Source organism: Bradyrhizobium sp. NBAIM08 (assembly GCF_020193935.1).
Lineage (GTDB): Bacteria > Pseudomonadota > Alphaproteobacteria > Rhizobiales > Xanthobacteraceae > Bradyrhizobium > Bradyrhizobium yuanmingense.
The window spans coordinates 612,218-626,719 of record NZ_JADYVR010000002.1 but is presented as its reverse complement, the minus strand read 5'-3'; the positions used below and the strand labels follow the sequence as shown (position 1 = coordinate 626,719).

Sequence of the window (14,502 nt, the reverse complement as noted above, 5' to 3'; positions counted from 1 at the left end):
CGCGCGGAGCCAGCGATGTTCCTGTTGGTCGCAAGCCGAAGCTCCAGAACCACGAGACAGGCCTCGCTTACGGGGTCGGGATGTGGAGCACGCGTGTCCGGCTCTGCGCTAGGTGTTGAGTGACAGGCGGACATCAAGCGCGCCTACTGCACGCAGCCGATTTTATCAGTGCCCGTCGCCCATCTGGATGAGCAGCTCCTCGATATCGACATCGACCTGGCCGGCCGCCCTGATGTGGCGGACCTCGAGACTGTCGGGCTGGAAGCGGTATTCGACCAGGCCGACTTCCTTGATCGCGATCCGGTCCTGGCGCTGATCGTTGATGACGAAGCCCGCTGACGGCGCCCAGACGTGGCGGGTGTGGCGGAAGGTGAAGTCGCGGCGCTGGTGCACGTGGCCGCTGGCGATGAGACGCAGGTCGACCTTGCCGAACATCTCGATCAGCCGCGCCCGCGCCGGCTGCGGCACGTAGCGGATCGACGTCTCCGGCGTCTCGGGATCGTCGGGCAGGTTGAGAAACAGCGGCTTGTGCAGGAACAGCGCGACCGGCCTGCCGTTCACGCGCGAGATTTCCTGAGACAGCCAGTCGAACTGCTCGGCCTCGAAGGCGAGCCCTGAGTTCATCACCAGCGAATTGAGGCCGATGAAGCGCCAGCCCGCGGCGTCAAACGCCCAATGATCTTCGCCGATGATGTCGCAGAACTGCCGGCGGTGGGTCTCGCTGACCGGCGGCTTCGGCGCCGGCCCGATCGCGGTCGGATTGTCCCCGATATCGTGATTACCGGGGAGATAGCGGCAGGTGACCGGCAGGGCGTCGTGCAGGCCTTTCGCGAATTCAAGGTCGTCGCGGCTGGTCGGCCCGTCGAATGAGACGTCGCCGGTGTTGACGACGAGATCGGGTCTGCCGGCGCCGATGTGCTCGCTGATGCGATGGAAGTTGGCGATCAGGCCGGGAAAGCGCCGGCCGAGATGGGTGTCGGAAATCTGCGTGAGACGAAATTCGGGCATGCGATCATCCTACCCGTCGCCGCGCGTCGGAACGATGACGGGCCGGGCATGGATCGCAACGAACAAAGTTTAAAGCACGCGATAGCGGATGCTGTAGCCGTCCTGCGGGGCGACGGCAGCGGCGAGCGGGGAAGCGATGCGGTCGGCGAGGTGCCAGGGGCCGAACTGGCCGGAGCGATGCGGCTCGGCCGGCAGGCGGAGGCGGAACTCGAAGACGCCCTTGCCTGAGAGGTTCACGACCAGAACGCGATCGGCCGTGCGGTGGTTGAGCACCACTGCGCCGCGCAGCACGGCCCGGCCGTCCGAGAGGTCGCGCACGCCGTCCACCAGCGCCAATGTCTGGTTGCGGTCGGTGTGCAGCTCGATCTGGCTGTCGCCCACCGCCGCCAGCATCTCCCGGGGCATGCGGATCTCGAACTCGACGGCGGGCTTGGAGGGGTTGAGACCGAGATAGGCGAGCGCCGCGTGACGCATGTCGTAGGCGGCAAAGGCGAACAGCGCGAGCGCGGCCAAGGTCGCCAGGCCATGCCTGATGACGTCGCGCCAGGTCCTGTAACTCAGGCGGAAGTAGACCGTCATGGCCAGCGCGACCGCGAGCGCTGCCGCGATCCCCGACAGTGCCGACATCAGGAGGCCGAGCTGGCCCGCGGCGGCTTCGCTGAACAAGCTGGACAAGGAATTCATGGCTGGCTCGCCTCGGGGCCCAAGGGGCCGAAATCGCTTCAACAATCTGGGGTTGGTCGGGGAAGCGGGAATGCCGGTTCAAGTCGTTCATTGTCAGCGCCAAAAGTCGCGGCTAATGACGTCGGCGGCATTTCGCCTCCCGGGAAAGTTCCGATGTCCGTTCAAATGGTCCTGCTGCCGGTCTTCGTGCAGGTCGCTCTCACCTTCGCGCTGCTGATCGGCATGGTCCTGGCGCGCCGCAAGACCCTGGTCTCCGGCGAGACCAAGATCCGCGACATTGCGCTCGGCGAGCCAAACTGGCCGAAGGGCGCCACACAAATCGCCAATTGCTACCGCAACCAGTTCGAGCTGCCGGTGCTGTTCTATGTCCTGATTGCGCTGGCATTGCCCTTGCGCCGCGCCGATCTCTTCATCGTGCTGATGTCCTGGGTGTTCGTGGTGACGCGCTTTGCCCATGCCGGCGTGTTCGTTTCCTCCAACGATCTCGGCCGCCGCTCCACGGTCTGGCTCGCCGGCGTGCTGGTGCTGCTCGCGATGTGGATTTACTTCGCGCTGAAGCTTTTGCTGCTGATCTAGGCGCTGCGCACCACTTGAAAGAACGCGAATGACCCCTGCTGCCCGGCTGTCCGCAGCCATCGAACTGATCGACACCATCGAGAGGGACCGCGTGCCCGCGGCGAAGGCGCTGAAGGAGTGGGGCACCGCGCACCGCTTCGCCGGTTCCGGCGACCGCTCCGCCATCGCCGGCCTCGTCTGGGATGTGCTGCGCCGCTACGCCTCGAGCGCCTGGCTGATGGATTCCGATACCGCACGGGCCCGGCTGATCGGCATGCTCCGCCTCGAGCGCAACATGGACACGGCGACCATGGGCGCCTTGTTCGACGGCAGCCGCTTTGCGCCGGCGCCGCTGACCGAGGCCGAGCAGGCTGCGCTCGCCTCGCGCTCCCTCCAGGACGCACCTGCCGCCGTAGCCGGCGACTACCCGGAATGGCTCGACCCGCACCTTGCCAAGGTGTTCGGCGAGGACCGCGCCGCGGAGGCGGCCGCCATGGCGAGCCGGGCGCCGCTGGACCTGCGCGTCAACACGCTAAAATCCAACCGCGACAAGGCGCTGAAGGCGCTTTCTCATCTTCATGCAAAACCGACGCCCTGGTCCGCAACCGGCCTGCGCATCGAGCTTTCGGCCGATGCGCGCAACCCCGGCATCCAGGCGGAGGAGGATTTCATCAAGGGCGCGATTGAAGTGCAGGATGAGGGATCGCAGCTTGCGGCCCAGTTTACAGCGGCAAAACCCGGCGAGCAGGTGATCGATCTCTGCGCCGGCGCCGGCGGCAAGACGCTGGCGCTGGCCGCCCTGATGCAGGGCAAGGGTCGGCTGATCGCGACCGACCGCGACAAGCGCCAGCTCGCGCCGATCCATGAGCGGCTGTCGCGCGCCGGCGTCCACAACGCCGAAATCCGCACGCCCAAGGGCGAGGCCGATTCGCTTGCCGACATCCGCAGCACCGCCGACCTGGTCGTGATCGACGCGCCCTGCACCGGAACCGGCACCTGGCGCCGCAACCCCGATGCCAAATGGCGGATGCGCCCCGGTGCGCTGGAGATCCGCCTGCGTGACCAGGCCGAGGTGCTGGAGCGCGCGGTTCCGCTGGTCAAGCCGGGCGGCCGCATCGCCTACATCACCTGCTCGGTGCTGGCGGAGGAGAACGGCGAGCAGGTGAGGGCGTTCGTCGGCCGACATGGCGAGTTCTCGGTTGTCCCGCCCGAGCAGACCGCAAGCGTGCTCTGGGACAAGGCGGAAGCCTTTGGCGAGGCTGCGCTGCAGTCAGCCGAGGGCTGGCTGATGACGCCGCGCCGGACCGGGACGGATGGGTTTTTCGTGTCGGTGCTGAAAAAGACCGGCTGATCGACGTTGTCATTCCGGGGCGCGCGCAGCGCGAGCCCGGAATCCATCGTGCGGCGGTCTCCGCGGGTCCACGGATTCCGGGTTCGCCCTGCGGGCGCCCCGGAATGACATCAAAAACAAAAGCCCCGCAGACCGATCCCGGTCGCGGGGCTTTCGAGTTCCAACGTTCTGCCGGTACGTCCGCGGTCAGAACGGTGCGAGGGCGTTAGCCGACGCGGAGATTGTCAGCCGACGACTTGCCGCTGCGGCGGTCGGCGACGATGTCGAACGAGACCTTCTGACCCTCGTTGAGGGAGGAGAGGCCAGCGCGCTCGACGGCGCTGATGTGAACGAACACGTCCTTCTGGCCGTCATCCGGCTGGATGAAACCATAACCCTTTTGGGTGTTGAACCACTTCACGGTGCCCATAGCCATGGGAATTTCCTTGTTTAGTTAGAGAGGTACGCACGCAGACCGGTACGCAGCATTGCGCCCATAGTCCCTGATGAGTCGATGTTTGGAGAATTCATCTGAAGCGTGCGCGCCCGTCAGCAACGAAGCGAAGCGGCCCAGTCGTTCGGCCAAGTATCGATGATCACAATATAGCGAGAATTTGGGGCCACTTCAAGGCACCACCCGCGACCCGAAACCTCGCGCGACTTTGCTATTTTGCGGTGCAAATTAACCGTCGGCGCGCCTCAGTCGACGATGAAGAGCGTCGCCCCCGTCGTCGTCGAGGACCGGTGCGCGGCGTCGCCGAAGTCCGATACCTGGTAGCTCATCCCCGCCGTGAGCTTGAATTTGCGCCCGTCGCGCAACTCAGAGTCGAGCTCGCCCTTCAGCACATAGAGCACGTGGCCGCGATCGCACCAGTGATCGGCGAGATAGCCCGGCGAGTACTCCACCATCCGCACGCGGAGTTCGCCGATGTTGAGCGTGCGCCATGTGGCCTCGCCGCTCTCGCCGGGATGCGTGGTCGGCTCAACCTTGCTCCAGTCGGTGACGGTGAAGGGGGAGGTGGGGAGTTTCATGGGGGCGATCCTGTCTCGGAGCCGGCGCCGCTTTTGTTAGCGCACGCTGTTGCCTCCGTCATTGCGGGCGCGAGGCGTTGATCGTCGCCCCGATGTGGCCGCTTTTTCTTGGAGCGCTCGTTAGCGTTGCGACGACGTTTGCGTTGACCAAATTAGGTAAATATTACTTACCTAAGCGCCTCGTGTCTATGCCCAAAGAAGCATGTGGGCGCTCCACCACCGCGGTTGCGGCCCGCGCGCCGCCAGCGTATTGGCTGGCCATGACAGCAGCACAGAACGACCGCTCCTCGTCGACGCCCTCGGTGGCCTCGGCGCACGACAAGATTCTCATCGTCGACTTCGGCAGCCAGGTGACGCAGCTGATCGCGCGCCGCGTGCGCGAGGACGGCGTCTATTGCGAGATCGTCCCGTTCAACAAGGCGGAGGCCGCCTTCGAGGAGATGAAGCCGAAAGCGGTGATCCTGTCCGGCGGCCCGGAATCGGTGCACGAGGCCGGCTCGCCCCGCGCCCCGCAACTCATCTTCGATTCCGGCGTGCCGGTGATGGGCATCTGCTACGGCCAGATGACCATGGCGGCCCAGTTAGGGGGCGAGGTCGAGGGCGGCCATCACCGCGAATTCGGCCGCGCCGATGTCGAGGTGAAGGCCGAGAGCCAGCTGTTCGCGGACGTCTGGTCGTCAGGCAGCAAGAACCAGGTCTGGATGAGCCATGGCGATCGCATCACCAGGATGCCGCCGGGCTTCTCCGTCGCCGGCACCTCGCCGAACGCGCCCTTCGCAATCATCCAGGATGAGAAGCGCAAATATTACGGCCTGATGTTCCACCCCGAGGTGGTGCACACGCCCGACGGCGCCAAACTCATCCGCAATTTCGTGCGCAAGATCGCCGGCCTCACCGGCGACTGGACCATGCGCGCCTTCCGCGAGGAGGAGATCGCAAAGATCCGCCAGCAGGTCGGCAAGGGCAGGGTGATCTGCGGCCTCTCTGGCGGCGTCGATTCGGCCGTGGCGGCCGTCCTGATCCACGAGGCCATTGGCGACCAGCTGACGTGTGTGTTCGTCGATCACGGCTTGATGCGCCTCAACGAGGCCGAGCAGGTCGTCGACCTCTTCCGCCACCACTACAACATCCCGCTCGTCCACGTGGACGCTTCCAAGCAATTCCTCGGCGAGCTCGAGGGCGTCACCGACCCCGAAGCCAAGCGCAAGACCATCGGCCGCCTCTTCATCGAGGTGTTCGAGGCTGAGGCCAAGAAGATCGGCGGCGCCGATTTCCTGGCGCAAGGCACGCTCTATCCTGATGTGATCGAGAGCGTCTCCTTCACCGGCGGACCTTCCGTCACCATCAAGTCGCACCACAATGTCGGCGGCCTTCCTGAGCGCATGAACATGAAGCTCGTCGAGCCCCTGCGCGAGCTGTTCAAGGACGAGGTGCGCAAGCTCGGCCGTGAGCTCGGCTTGCCCGAAATCTTCGTCGGCCGCCATCCGTTCCCGGGCCCGGGCCTTGCCATCCGCTGCCCCGGCGACATCACCAGGGACAAGCTCGACATCCTGCGCAAAGCCGACGCCGTCTACATCGACCAGATCCGCAAGCACGGCCTCTACGACGAAATCTGGCAGGCGTTCGCCGTGCTGCTTCCCGTGAAGACCGTCGGCGTCATGGGCGACGGCCGCACTTACGATTACGTCGTTGGCCTGCGCGCCGTGACCTCGACCGACGGAATGACCGCGGACTTCTACCAGTTCGACATGAAGTTCTTAGGGGAGACCGCGACGCGCATCATCAACGAGGTGAAGGGCGTGAACCGCGTGGTGTATGATGTGACGAGCAAGCCGCCTGGGACGATCGAGTGGGAGTGATCTGGTTGGTTGGCACGGCCCGAAACCAGAAAGGTGAAACCCTGGAACGCCCGCAGAGATGCGGGCTTCTTCGTTTTCAAGCTGGTGCTTGCGAGCGCCGGCAAGACTCGCGTCGCTGGCACAGGGTCCATCTTTGCCAAGATCGATAGGTAGCGCACCGTCAGCTTGCGGCGGATCTGGCAACATTTTCTCGAAGTCGAAGGAGGAGCTGCGATGACCATCTCGACAAGCGAAGTGGAACAGTTCTTTGAACGATATGCCCAAGCCTTCAGAGATGGCTTGGACGGTACTCTTGATGAGGAGTTTTTCCGTTCGCTTTTTTCCACCCAATATATCGCTGCAGGACCAAAGGGTGTCATGGCAGGGGACAACGATCACAGTTTTGTCGAGCGGATTTCAAAAGGATACGAGCGCTACCGTCAGATCGGAAACAAGGCGGTCACCGTCTCCGAGATCGAGATGCATTCGATCGATGAAACACATTGCCTTGTCCACGTGGGCTGGAGCAGCGAATTCGAGAAAGATGGCAGGCGTATCGACGTGCCTTTTACCAATGCCTATCTGCTTGAGCAGAATGATGGGCTGCTGAAGGTTTTCGGCTGGATTACGGGTGATGAAGTTCAACTGCTCAAGGACAATGGCCTCTTGTGAGGCTTGCCCAACGGCAGCGCGTCAGCAACTTGCATTGATCAAATAAGCTCTGCGCCGGCTCTTCGAAGCCGGCAGAACGGCCTCTGCGCGTCGAACTCAACCGCAACTCGTCCGTTGCAGGCCGTGCGCGGGGTAGGACATTCCGGCATATTGAGATGGTAATGTGCCGAGGATAGCCTTCAAGGACAGCGCCCGCAGAGAATTCTTAAAACCCTCGACATCGGATGTTCGAGGCAGCTGGAACAAGCGTAGGTTGAAAGCGTTAGCTGCGGGCCGCACTTGATGTCGGGGGCGGAGCTATGTCCGACTTATTACCCAGCGCGTTGGATCTCGCGCGCTTCCAGTTTGCCTTCACGGTGGTCTGGCACTTCCTATTTCCGGCCTTCACCATCGGACTGGCGAGCTATCTTGCCGTGCTCGAAGGGCTGTGGCTGTGGACGGGCCGCGGCGCCTATCTCGATACCTACCGCTATTGGCTTAAGATTTTCGCCGTCGCTTTCGCCATGGGCGTGGTGTCGGGCTTGGTCATGTCATACCAGTTCGGCACGAACTGGTCGGTGTTTGCCGACAAGACATCCCCGGTGCTCGGGCCGCTCCTCGGCTACGAGGTGCTGACGGCATTCTTTCTCGAGGCCGGCTTCCTTGGAGTCATGCTCTTCGGCCTGGGACGCGTTGGCCCGCGCCTGCATTTCGTCGCGACCTGTTTCGTCGCGGGCGGCACCTTGCTTTCGGCCTTCTGGATTCTAGCCGCAAATTCCTGGATGCAGACGCCGGCAGGACACGCGATGGGAGCGGACGGCCAATTCATCCCCGAGAGCTGGCCGGCGATCATCTTCAATCCGTCGTTCCCTTATCGCTTCGCCCATACGGTCACCGCGGCTTACCTGACCACCGCGATGATCGTGGGAGCCGTGGGCGCCTGGCACCTGCTGCGGAACAGGATGAACGAACGCGCTCGCATCATGTTCTCAATGGCGATGTGGATGGCCGCCATCGTGGCCCCGCTACAGCTTCTGATCGGCGATCTGCATGGGGTGAATTCGTATCACCACCAGCCCACCAAGGTCGCCGCCATGGAGGGTCACTTCGAGACCGAGCGCCGCGCGCCTTCCATCCTGTTCGGAATGCCGGACGCCGAAGCCGGGGTGACGCGCGGCCAAATTGCCATTCCTGGCTTTGCGAGCCTCTATCTCACGCATAGCCTTGATGGAGAGGTCAAGGGGCTCAAGGCTTTCCCGAAAGACACCTGGCCGACCAACATTCCGCTCGTCTTCTGGGCGTTCCGCATCATGGTCGGCTTGGGGATTCTGATGATCGTGCTCGGCATGGCCTCGCTCGTTCTGCGTTGGCGCGACGCTCTGTACGACACGCCATGGCTGCACCGCTTTGCCGTGGCCATGGGGCCGTCGGGGCTGATCGCTGTGACGGCTGGATGGACAGTGACGGAAGCGGGACGCCAGCCATTCACGGTTTATGGACTGCTGAGGACCGCCGATAGCGTGGCGCCGATCGCAGCGCCGGCGGTGGCCGCGTCTCTGGCGGCATTCGTTGTCGTGTACTTTGTCGTGTTCGGCGCGGGGATTGCTTATCTGTTTCACCTCTTCCGCCAGACCCCTGAAGCCGGCGAGCACGGACCGCCACAAGGCCAGCCGGTCCGCACGGCCGGCATCACGCCGGCGCCAGCCTTGATAGCAGGGTCAGACACGCACAGAGCAGAGCCGCGGCAAGCGGGGATCCGGCCATGAGCATCGACCTCACATTGATTTGGGCGCTGCTGATCGCCACGGCCGTGCTGCTCTACGTCGTGATGGACGGCTTCGACCTCGGCGTCGGCATCCTGTTTCCGGCCGAGGTGGCGAGGCCCGATCGCGATGTCATGGTCAACTCGGTGGCACCGGTCTGGGACGGCAACGAAACCTGGCTCGTCCTCGGTGGCGGCGGATTGTTCGCCGTGTTTCCACTGGCCTACGCGACGATTTTTCCTGCGCTGTACATGCCGCTCATTCTGATGCTGCTGGCGCTGGTGTTCCGCGGAGTAGCCTTCGAAATGCGGTTTCGAGCGCGGACGTCGGCTGGTGAAATATGGTGGGACCGCGCCTTCTCGTGGGGCAGCTTTGCGGCCGCATTGCTCCAGGGCGTTTGCCTTGGTGCCATCGTGCAGGGCATCCGCGTGGAGGGGCGTGCTTACGCCGGCGGGTGGTGGGACTGGCTGACACCTTTCTCGGTTTTGACCGGTGTTGCCCTTGTCGTCGGCTACGGCCTGCTCGGCGCGTGCTGGCTGATCTGGAAGACCGACGGCGCGCTTCAGGCACGCTGCCGCAACTACGCACGCGTTCTCGGATTTGCGACACTCGGCTTCATCGGCCTCATATCACTGATGATGGTCATCCAAAGCCCTGCGTTTCGGGAGCGATGGCTGACGCTGCCGAACATGCTTTACGCAGCGCCTGTGCCGATCCTTCTGGCCCTGTTGGCTTGGCGCTTTCATCGCGCGCTCGCAAAGGGCGAGGATGGGATGCCGTTCCTGTGCGCACTGGGCTTTTTCCTGCTTTCCTATGCCGGGCTGGGCATTAGCATGTGGCCGATGATCGTGCCGCCCTCGATTACGATCTGGCAGGCAGCCACGCATCCCAGCAGCCAGTTATTCCTGCTCGTTGGCGCGGCGGTGCTGGTACCGGTGATCCTTGTCTATACCGGCTACGTCTATTGGATCTTCCGCGGCAAGGTGCGGCACGGCGAGGGGTATCACTGATGCTGCGCGCATCGCGGACTTGGAAGCAGCTGCTATGGTTCGTGACGCTGTGGGCTGCAGGTGTCACCACGCTCTTCGTGGTCGCATTGCCGATTCGGTGGTTGCTCAAGGCGGGATGAGGAATCCGGAGCGGGCAGGATCGGCAGGCTGCCAATCCTCTTTCGGCATAGTGCGGCGCTGCGAGCCGTTCGCGTGCCATGCTTGGCCACGTGATCCCGACTGTGCGTAGCTCCCCGGCACAAACGTCGGATGCCCGACCTCTGCTCCCGTGATACGACATCCGCATCGTCTCCAAGGAGCCCGCTTAATGTCCGTCGCGACTGCCGCCAGCCAGCAGCCTGCTGCCGCTGAAACCGACCCCGAAACCCTCGGCTATATGCGCGGCTTCCCGCCATCCCCCGACCGCCTCATTACCTTCCAGGACGGCTCCTTCCGCAGCTTCCCCGAGCTGCGCTGGGCCTGGAGCAACATCCGCCAGCTCGTGCCGACCGTGAACGTCTGGCGCGGGGCAGGGCCGGCGTCGGTGTTGCCGCGGGCGGAGCAGGACATCGGCCGGGTTGCCTCGGTCACGATGGACGGGCGTCCCATGACCTTCGAGAAGATGCTGGAGGAGACCTACACCGACGGCATCGCGGTGCTGCACCGGGGCAAGCTGATCTATGAGCGCTATTTCGGCGCGTTGAAGCCGCACAAGCCGCATATCGCGATGTCCGTGACGAAGTCGTTCACCGGCGTGCTCGCGGGGATTCTGGTCGCCGAGGGCAGGATCGACCCGCAGGCGCCCGTCACGGACTATGTGCCGGAGCTGAAGCCAAGCGCGTTCGGCGATGCGCGTGTGCACGAGGTCATGGATATGACCACGGGGCTGCTCTACACAGAGGTCTATACCGACAAGAACTCGGACGTGTGGGGCCTCAGGCGCGCCAACGGCATGGCGCCGATTCCGCCGGGCTATGACGGCCTGACCACCATCTTCGATTTCCTCATCGCGCAGAAGAAGCAGGGCGAGCACGGCACGGCCTTTGCCTACAAGACCGTCAACACCGACGTGCTCGCGTGGATAATCAGGCGCGCCAGCGGCCTGACGCTGTCCGATCTCTTGTCGGAGCGGATCTGGCAGCCGATGGGCGCGGAGGAGGATGCGCATTATCACGTCGATCGCATCGGCACCGAGAGCGGCGGCGGCGGCCTCTCCACCACGTTGCGCGATCTCGCCCGCTTCGGCGAGACCATGCGCAACCACGGCCGCTTCAACGGCCGCCAGATCGTGCCGTCGCAGGTGGTCGAGGACATCGCGCGCGGCGGCGATCCCGAAAAATTCAAGCCGGCCGGCTACACCACACTGCCGGGCGCCTCCTACCGCAATCAATGGTGGATCACGCACAATGAGCACGGCGCCTACATGGCGCGCGGCGTCTACGGCCAGGGCATCTACATCGATCCCAAGGCCGAGATGGTGATCGCACGCTACGCCTCGCATCCGATGGCGGGTAACGCCGCCAACGATCCCGTGACGCTGCCGGCCTACAGGGCGCTAGCCAAAGCGCTAGTGGTCGGTGCGTAGGGTGGATTGGCCTGCGGTTGCGCGAAGCGCAGCCCGCCGGCGTAATCTACCATCTCTCGCCGCGCGGTGTTGGCAGATGGCGGATTACGCCTTCGGCTAATCCGCCCTACGAGCCGGCGAAGGCGCTGATGCCCGGCGGGTAGGGCGTCGCAGCTCGTGCCTCACTCATGCGCCTCCTGCCAATGCGGATAGGTGACATAGGCGGTGACGGCGCCTTGCTCGTGCGAGCGGATCGTGACCGTCTCGCCCTTCGGCATATGGACGATCTCGCCGGGCCCCGCGGTCACGGTGCTGCCGTCGCTCGTGACCGACAGCTTCCCTTCGAGGACGATCATGACATCGTCGACCTTCATCGTCTCCTTGAGATTTTGGTTCGGCGCGTAGCGGCCGAAGCCGATCGTGATAGGTCCGCCGTGGCGCTGGTCGACCATGTTGGCGACGAAAATATCGCCATCCTGTCCCGGTGAGCGCTCGAGCGAGGCGTCGGCGATGGCGAATTTGCGAACTTTCATGAGGTCATTCCGTCTTGTGGAGCTGGGGGAGGGCACCGATAGACGCCGTGGCCGTTGTTTGGTTCCGCCTCGCGGGCGGTTTGACGCAGCGGAACGTCGCGCAATATAAGTATTGACTTATATTAGTCGCGATCGATATTTGTTCGGCGGATGAACCACAGGGAGAACCGAAAATGCAGATCGACGTCGCCAGGGTCTTGGGGCTTGTGACGCGCTCGGTGAGGAGCTTGGAGAGAGACGGCAAGCCGGCTAGCGCGGTGACGCTAACGCGGCTCTACGACACCAGCGTCGACGATCTCTGGGACGCCGTGACCAGCAGGGAGCGGATCCCGCGCTGGTTTGCGCCGGTCGAGGGCGACCTCCGGCTCGGCGGACGCTACCAGGTCAAGGGCAATGCCGGCGGCACCATCACGTCCTGCACGCCGCCCACCCATTTCGCCGCGACCTGGGAATTCGGCGGCGCCACGAGCTGGATCGACGTCAGCCTGAAAGCCGAGCGAAGCCAGGCGCGCCTGACGCTTGAGCACACCGCGATCATCGAGGATCATTGGAATCAGTTCGGTCCGGGTGCGGTCGGTATCGGTTGGGACCTCGCGCTTGCGGGACTTGAGCGATATCTTGCGACCGGGGCATCGGTCGATCATGAAACGGCGGAGGCGTGGATGGTCTCGCCCGAGGGCAAGGACTTCATGACGACGAGCGGCGAATATTGGCGTGCGGCGCATGTCGCAAGCGGGGTCGATCCTGACGAGGCGAAGCAGCGCTCGGACCGCACCATCGCATTCTATCGCGGCGAGATGCCGCCCGACATCGTTCATCCCGGCACCGGAAGCTGATGCACGCCTTCGAGGTCCTCGCCGATCCCGTGCGCCGCCGCATCCTCGAGCTGCTCGGCCTCAAGGAGATGGCGTCCGGCGAGGTCGTCGAAGTCATCGGGGCCGAGTTCGGCATCACCCAGGCGGCCGTCTCGCAGCACCTCAAGGTGCTGCGCGAGAGCGGCTTTGCGAGCGTCCGGGCGGAGGCGCAAAGGCGCCTCTATTCGGTCGACGCCGCCGGGCTGCAAGCGGTCGATGCCTGGGTCGGCCAGTTCAGGATTTTCTGGGAGCCGAAGCTGGACGCGCTCGCCACCGAGATCGCGCGCGGCAAGCGCGAGCGTCGCAAGGAGCCGATCATCAAGCGGACAGGGAAGAGGGCGTAATCGGGCTCCGTAGCCTGGATGGAGCGCAGCGTAATCCAGGGTGTCCCACACAGGCAGTAGCGTAGGGTGGATTAGCAGGCCGCCGCGAAGCGCAGCGGGCGGCGTAATCCACCATCTCTCTCATTTTGTCGTACTCAGGTGGATTACGCTGCGCTAATCCACCCTACGAATTCCGCGACATCTTCTCGAACTTCTTCACCAGCCGCTCCCGCTTCAGCCGCGACAGCCGCTGAATCCAGAACGTGCCGTCGAGCTGGTCGATCTCGTGCTGATGGCAGACAGCTCGCAGGGCTTCGGACTCCTCGGTGTGCATGTTGCCGTCGAGATCCCGATAGCTGATCCGCACCCGCGCGTGTCGCTGCACCTCGTCGTTGATCCCCGGCATCGAGACGCTGCCTTCGCGGTGCATGATCATCTCCGGCGAGACCCATGTGATCTCCGGATTGACGTAGGTCTGCGGGCCGTCCTTCGCGTCGAGCTCCAGCACCACGACGCGCAAGGGCACGCCGATATGCGGCGCGGTGATGCCGATGCCGGGCGCGGCGCGCATTGTGTCGAGCAGATCCTGCGCGAGCTCGCGCAAGGAATCGTCGAACGCGGTGACGAGGCGGGCCGGCAGCGCAAGCCGGCGGTCGGGATAGCGCACGATCGGGCGGATGGTCATGCAGGGCTCCTACCACTCACTCACGGATCATTGAAGCATCCTCGCTTGACCGCCTACCTACTGGAAGGTAGCTAAGCGCCATGAGCACCGCTTCCTCGACCGCCGACGACATTCTTGGCTGCGCCCGTACGCTGATCATCGCGGGCGGCTACAACGGCTTCAGTTACGCCGACATCGCCGATGTCGTCGGCATCCGCAAGCCGAGCATCCACCACCACTTTGCCAGCAAGGTCGATCTGGTCCGCACCCTGGTGTCGCGCTATCGCGAGGAGGCCCAGGCAGGGCTGTCGGCGCTCGAGCGCAATGTCGCCGACCCCGCCGAGCAGCTCAAAAGCTACATCGCCTATTGGGAGGCGTGCATCAAGGATGCGACGGCTCCCTTCTGCGTCTGCGCGCTCCTTGCCAGTGAGCTTCCGATTCTGCCCGAGGAAGTGGCGCTCGAAGTCCGCGCGCATTTCCGCTCCGTGTCGTCGTGGCTGGCTTCGGTGATGGAGCGCGGCAAGCGGCAAGGCCGGCTCCATCTCTCCGGCACCGCGCGGGCCGAGGCGGAGGGATTCATGGCAACCGTTCACGGCGCGATGCTGTCGGCGCGGGCCTATGGCGATCCAAAAATCTTCGGGACAATCACCCGGCCGCTGCTGGAGCGGCTTTCCATCAGGCACTGACGAGATCGGCACAGGCCGGGCAGGGCGG

General features: G+C 64.1%; 16 protein-coding genes. 10 read left to right on the top strand and 6 right to left on the bottom strand.

Annotated features, from left to right (window positions below; genetic code table 11):
- Positions 1-165: 165 nt before the first annotated feature.
- Positions 166-1,008, bottom strand: coding sequence for a metallophosphoesterase (locus I6F37_RS09205; RefSeq protein ID WP_225112222.1), 843 nt, complete (start codon positions 1,006-1,008; stop codon positions 166-168).
- A gap of 69 nt (positions 1,009-1,077) precedes the next feature.
- Positions 1,078-1,692, bottom strand: a complete 615-nt coding sequence (locus I6F37_RS09200) for an acriflavin resistance protein (RefSeq protein ID WP_225112223.1) — start codon at positions 1,690-1,692, stop codon at positions 1,078-1,080.
- 153 nt (positions 1,693-1,845) lie between these two features.
- On the opposite strand from I6F37_RS09200, the gene I6F37_RS09195 reads away from it, so the two are divergent.
- Positions 1,846-2,268, top strand: coding sequence for an MAPEG family protein (locus tag I6F37_RS09195; protein WP_036000992.1), 423 nt, complete (start codon positions 1,846-1,848; stop codon positions 2,266-2,268).
- Positions 2,269-2,296: 28 nt separating this feature from the next.
- Positions 2,297-3,598 carry an RsmB/NOP family class I SAM-dependent RNA methyltransferase gene (locus tag I6F37_RS09190; protein ID WP_225151004.1) on the top strand — a complete coding sequence of 434 codons (1,302 nt, stop codon included), beginning with the start codon at positions 2,297-2,299 and terminating at the stop codon, positions 3,596-3,598.
- A 205-nt stretch (positions 3,599-3,803) separates the two neighbouring features.
- Here the strand turns inward: I6F37_RS09190 and I6F37_RS09185 are convergent, their stop codons facing one another.
- Positions 3,804-4,013 carry a cold-shock protein gene (locus I6F37_RS09185; protein ID WP_008141931.1) on the bottom strand — a complete coding sequence of 70 codons (210 nt, stop codon included), beginning with the start codon at positions 4,011-4,013 and terminating at the stop codon, positions 3,804-3,806.
- 263 nt (positions 4,014-4,276) lie between these two features.
- Positions 4,277-4,609 carry a DHCW motif cupin fold protein gene (locus I6F37_RS09180; protein ID WP_036000985.1) on the bottom strand — a complete coding sequence of 111 codons (333 nt, stop codon included), beginning with the start codon at positions 4,607-4,609 and terminating at the stop codon, positions 4,277-4,279.
- Between the two features lie 260 nt (positions 4,610-4,869).
- Between I6F37_RS09180 and guaA the strand changes: the two genes are divergently transcribed.
- The 5 genes from guaA to I6F37_RS09155 all read left to right on the top strand — a co-directional run bounded on the left by guaA (position 4,870) and on the right by I6F37_RS09155 (position 11,435).
- Positions 4,870-6,468 (top strand): glutamine-hydrolyzing GMP synthase, encoded by a 1,599-nt coding sequence (gene guaA, locus I6F37_RS09175; RefSeq protein WP_225151002.1) that lies wholly within the window; start codon positions 4,870-4,872, stop codon positions 6,466-6,468.
- 213 nt (positions 6,469-6,681) lie between these two features.
- Positions 6,682-7,119 carry a nuclear transport factor 2 family protein gene (locus I6F37_RS09170; RefSeq protein WP_225140216.1) on the top strand — a complete coding sequence of 146 codons (438 nt, stop codon included), beginning with the start codon at positions 6,682-6,684 and terminating at the stop codon, positions 7,117-7,119.
- 299 nt (positions 7,120-7,418) lie between these two features.
- Entirely contained in the window at positions 7,419-8,864 is a 1,446-nt protein-coding gene (locus I6F37_RS09165) for a cytochrome ubiquinol oxidase subunit I (protein WP_057028924.1), read from the top strand.
- A complete protein-coding gene (gene cydB, locus I6F37_RS09160) occupies positions 8,861-9,871 on the top strand; it encodes a cytochrome d ubiquinol oxidase subunit II (protein WP_225151000.1) in 1,011 nt (336 codons plus the stop codon). The genes I6F37_RS09165 and cydB overlap by 4 nt, the downstream gene beginning before the upstream one ends.
- A gap of 307 nt (positions 9,872-10,178) precedes the next feature.
- The gene (locus tag I6F37_RS09155) at positions 10,179-11,435 is read left to right on the top strand and encodes a serine hydrolase (protein WP_225150998.1); all 1,257 of its coding nucleotides are present in this window, start codon (positions 10,179-10,181) and stop codon (positions 11,433-11,435) included.
- A 161-nt stretch (positions 11,436-11,596) separates the two neighbouring features.
- Here the strand turns inward: I6F37_RS09155 and I6F37_RS09150 are convergent, their stop codons facing one another.
- Positions 11,597-11,947 (bottom strand): cupin domain-containing protein, encoded by a 351-nt coding sequence (locus I6F37_RS09150; protein WP_109144042.1) that lies wholly within the window; start codon positions 11,945-11,947, stop codon positions 11,597-11,599.
- Between the two features lie 173 nt (positions 11,948-12,120).
- Between I6F37_RS09150 and I6F37_RS09145 the strand changes: the two genes are divergently transcribed.
- Positions 12,121-12,783: an SRPBCC family protein gene (locus tag I6F37_RS09145; RefSeq protein WP_036000961.1), complete on the top strand. Its 663-nt coding sequence runs from the start codon at positions 12,121-12,123 to the stop codon at positions 12,781-12,783.
- The gene (locus I6F37_RS09140) at positions 12,783-13,145 is read left to right on the top strand and encodes a helix-turn-helix transcriptional regulator (RefSeq protein ID WP_225146625.1); all 363 of its coding nucleotides are present in this window, start codon (positions 12,783-12,785) and stop codon (positions 13,143-13,145) included. Before I6F37_RS09145 ends, I6F37_RS09140 begins: the two co-directional genes overlap by 1 nt.
- Before the next feature lie 163 nt (positions 13,146-13,308).
- On the opposite strand, the gene I6F37_RS09135 is transcribed toward I6F37_RS09140, so the two are convergent.
- Positions 13,309-13,809 carry a peptide deformylase gene (locus I6F37_RS09135; RefSeq protein WP_225150996.1) on the bottom strand — a complete coding sequence of 167 codons (501 nt, stop codon included), beginning with the start codon at positions 13,807-13,809 and terminating at the stop codon, positions 13,309-13,311.
- 80 nt (positions 13,810-13,889) lie between these two features.
- Between I6F37_RS09135 and I6F37_RS09130 the strand changes: the two genes are divergently transcribed.
- The gene (locus I6F37_RS09130; protein ID WP_225150994.1) at positions 13,890-14,474 is read left to right on the top strand and encodes a TetR/AcrR family transcriptional regulator; all 585 of its coding nucleotides are present in this window, start codon (positions 13,890-13,892) and stop codon (positions 14,472-14,474) included.
- Positions 14,475-14,502: the final 28 nt, after the last annotated feature.

What these genes read in the sequence shown, in the direction of transcription:
- I6F37_RS09150 (WP_109144042.1), bottom strand. Translation starts at nt 11,947, where the DNA reads ATGAAAGTTCGCAAATTCGCCATCGCCGACGCCTCGCTCGAGCGCTCA.
- I6F37_RS09195 (WP_036000992.1), top strand. Translation starts at nt 1,846, where the DNA reads ATGTCCGTTCAAATGGTCCTGCTGCCGGTCTTCGTGCAGGTCGCTCTC.
- I6F37_RS09135 (WP_225150996.1), bottom strand. Translation starts at nt 13,809, where the DNA reads ATGACCATCCGCCCGATCGTGCGCTATCCCGACCGCCGGCTTGCGCTG.
- I6F37_RS09200 (WP_225112223.1), bottom strand. Translation starts at nt 1,692, where the DNA reads ATGAATTCCTTGTCCAGCTTGTTCAGCGAAGCCGCCGCGGGCCAGCTC.
- I6F37_RS09130 (WP_225150994.1), top strand. Translation starts at nt 13,890, where the DNA reads ATGAGCACCGCTTCCTCGACCGCCGACGACATTCTTGGCTGCGCCCGT.
- cydB (WP_225151000.1), top strand. Translation starts at nt 8,861, where the DNA reads ATGAGCATCGACCTCACATTGATTTGGGCGCTGCTGATCGCCACGGCC.
- I6F37_RS09145 (WP_036000961.1), top strand. Translation starts at nt 12,121, where the DNA reads ATGCAGATCGACGTCGCCAGGGTCTTGGGGCTTGTGACGCGCTCGGTG.
- I6F37_RS09180 (WP_036000985.1), bottom strand. Translation starts at nt 4,609, where the DNA reads ATGAAACTCCCCACCTCCCCCTTCACCGTCACCGACTGGAGCAAGGTT.
- I6F37_RS09140 (WP_225146625.1), top strand. Translation starts at nt 12,783, where the DNA reads ATGCACGCCTTCGAGGTCCTCGCCGATCCCGTGCGCCGCCGCATCCTC.
- guaA (WP_225151002.1), top strand. Translation starts at nt 4,870, where the DNA reads ATGACAGCAGCACAGAACGACCGCTCCTCGTCGACGCCCTCGGTGGCC.
- I6F37_RS09155 (WP_225150998.1), top strand. Translation starts at nt 10,179, where the DNA reads ATGTCCGTCGCGACTGCCGCCAGCCAGCAGCCTGCTGCCGCTGAAACC.
- I6F37_RS09165 (WP_057028924.1), top strand. Translation starts at nt 7,419, where the DNA reads ATGTCCGACTTATTACCCAGCGCGTTGGATCTCGCGCGCTTCCAGTTT.
- I6F37_RS09170 (WP_225140216.1), top strand. Translation starts at nt 6,682, where the DNA reads ATGACCATCTCGACAAGCGAAGTGGAACAGTTCTTTGAACGATATGCC.
- I6F37_RS09205 (WP_225112222.1), bottom strand. Translation starts at nt 1,008, where the DNA reads ATGCCCGAATTTCGTCTCACGCAGATTTCCGACACCCATCTCGGCCGG.
- I6F37_RS09185 (WP_008141931.1), bottom strand. Translation starts at nt 4,013, where the DNA reads ATGGCTATGGGCACCGTGAAGTGGTTCAACACCCAAAAGGGTTATGGT.
- I6F37_RS09190 (WP_225151004.1), top strand. Translation starts at nt 2,297, where the DNA reads ATGACCCCTGCTGCCCGGCTGTCCGCAGCCATCGAACTGATCGACACC.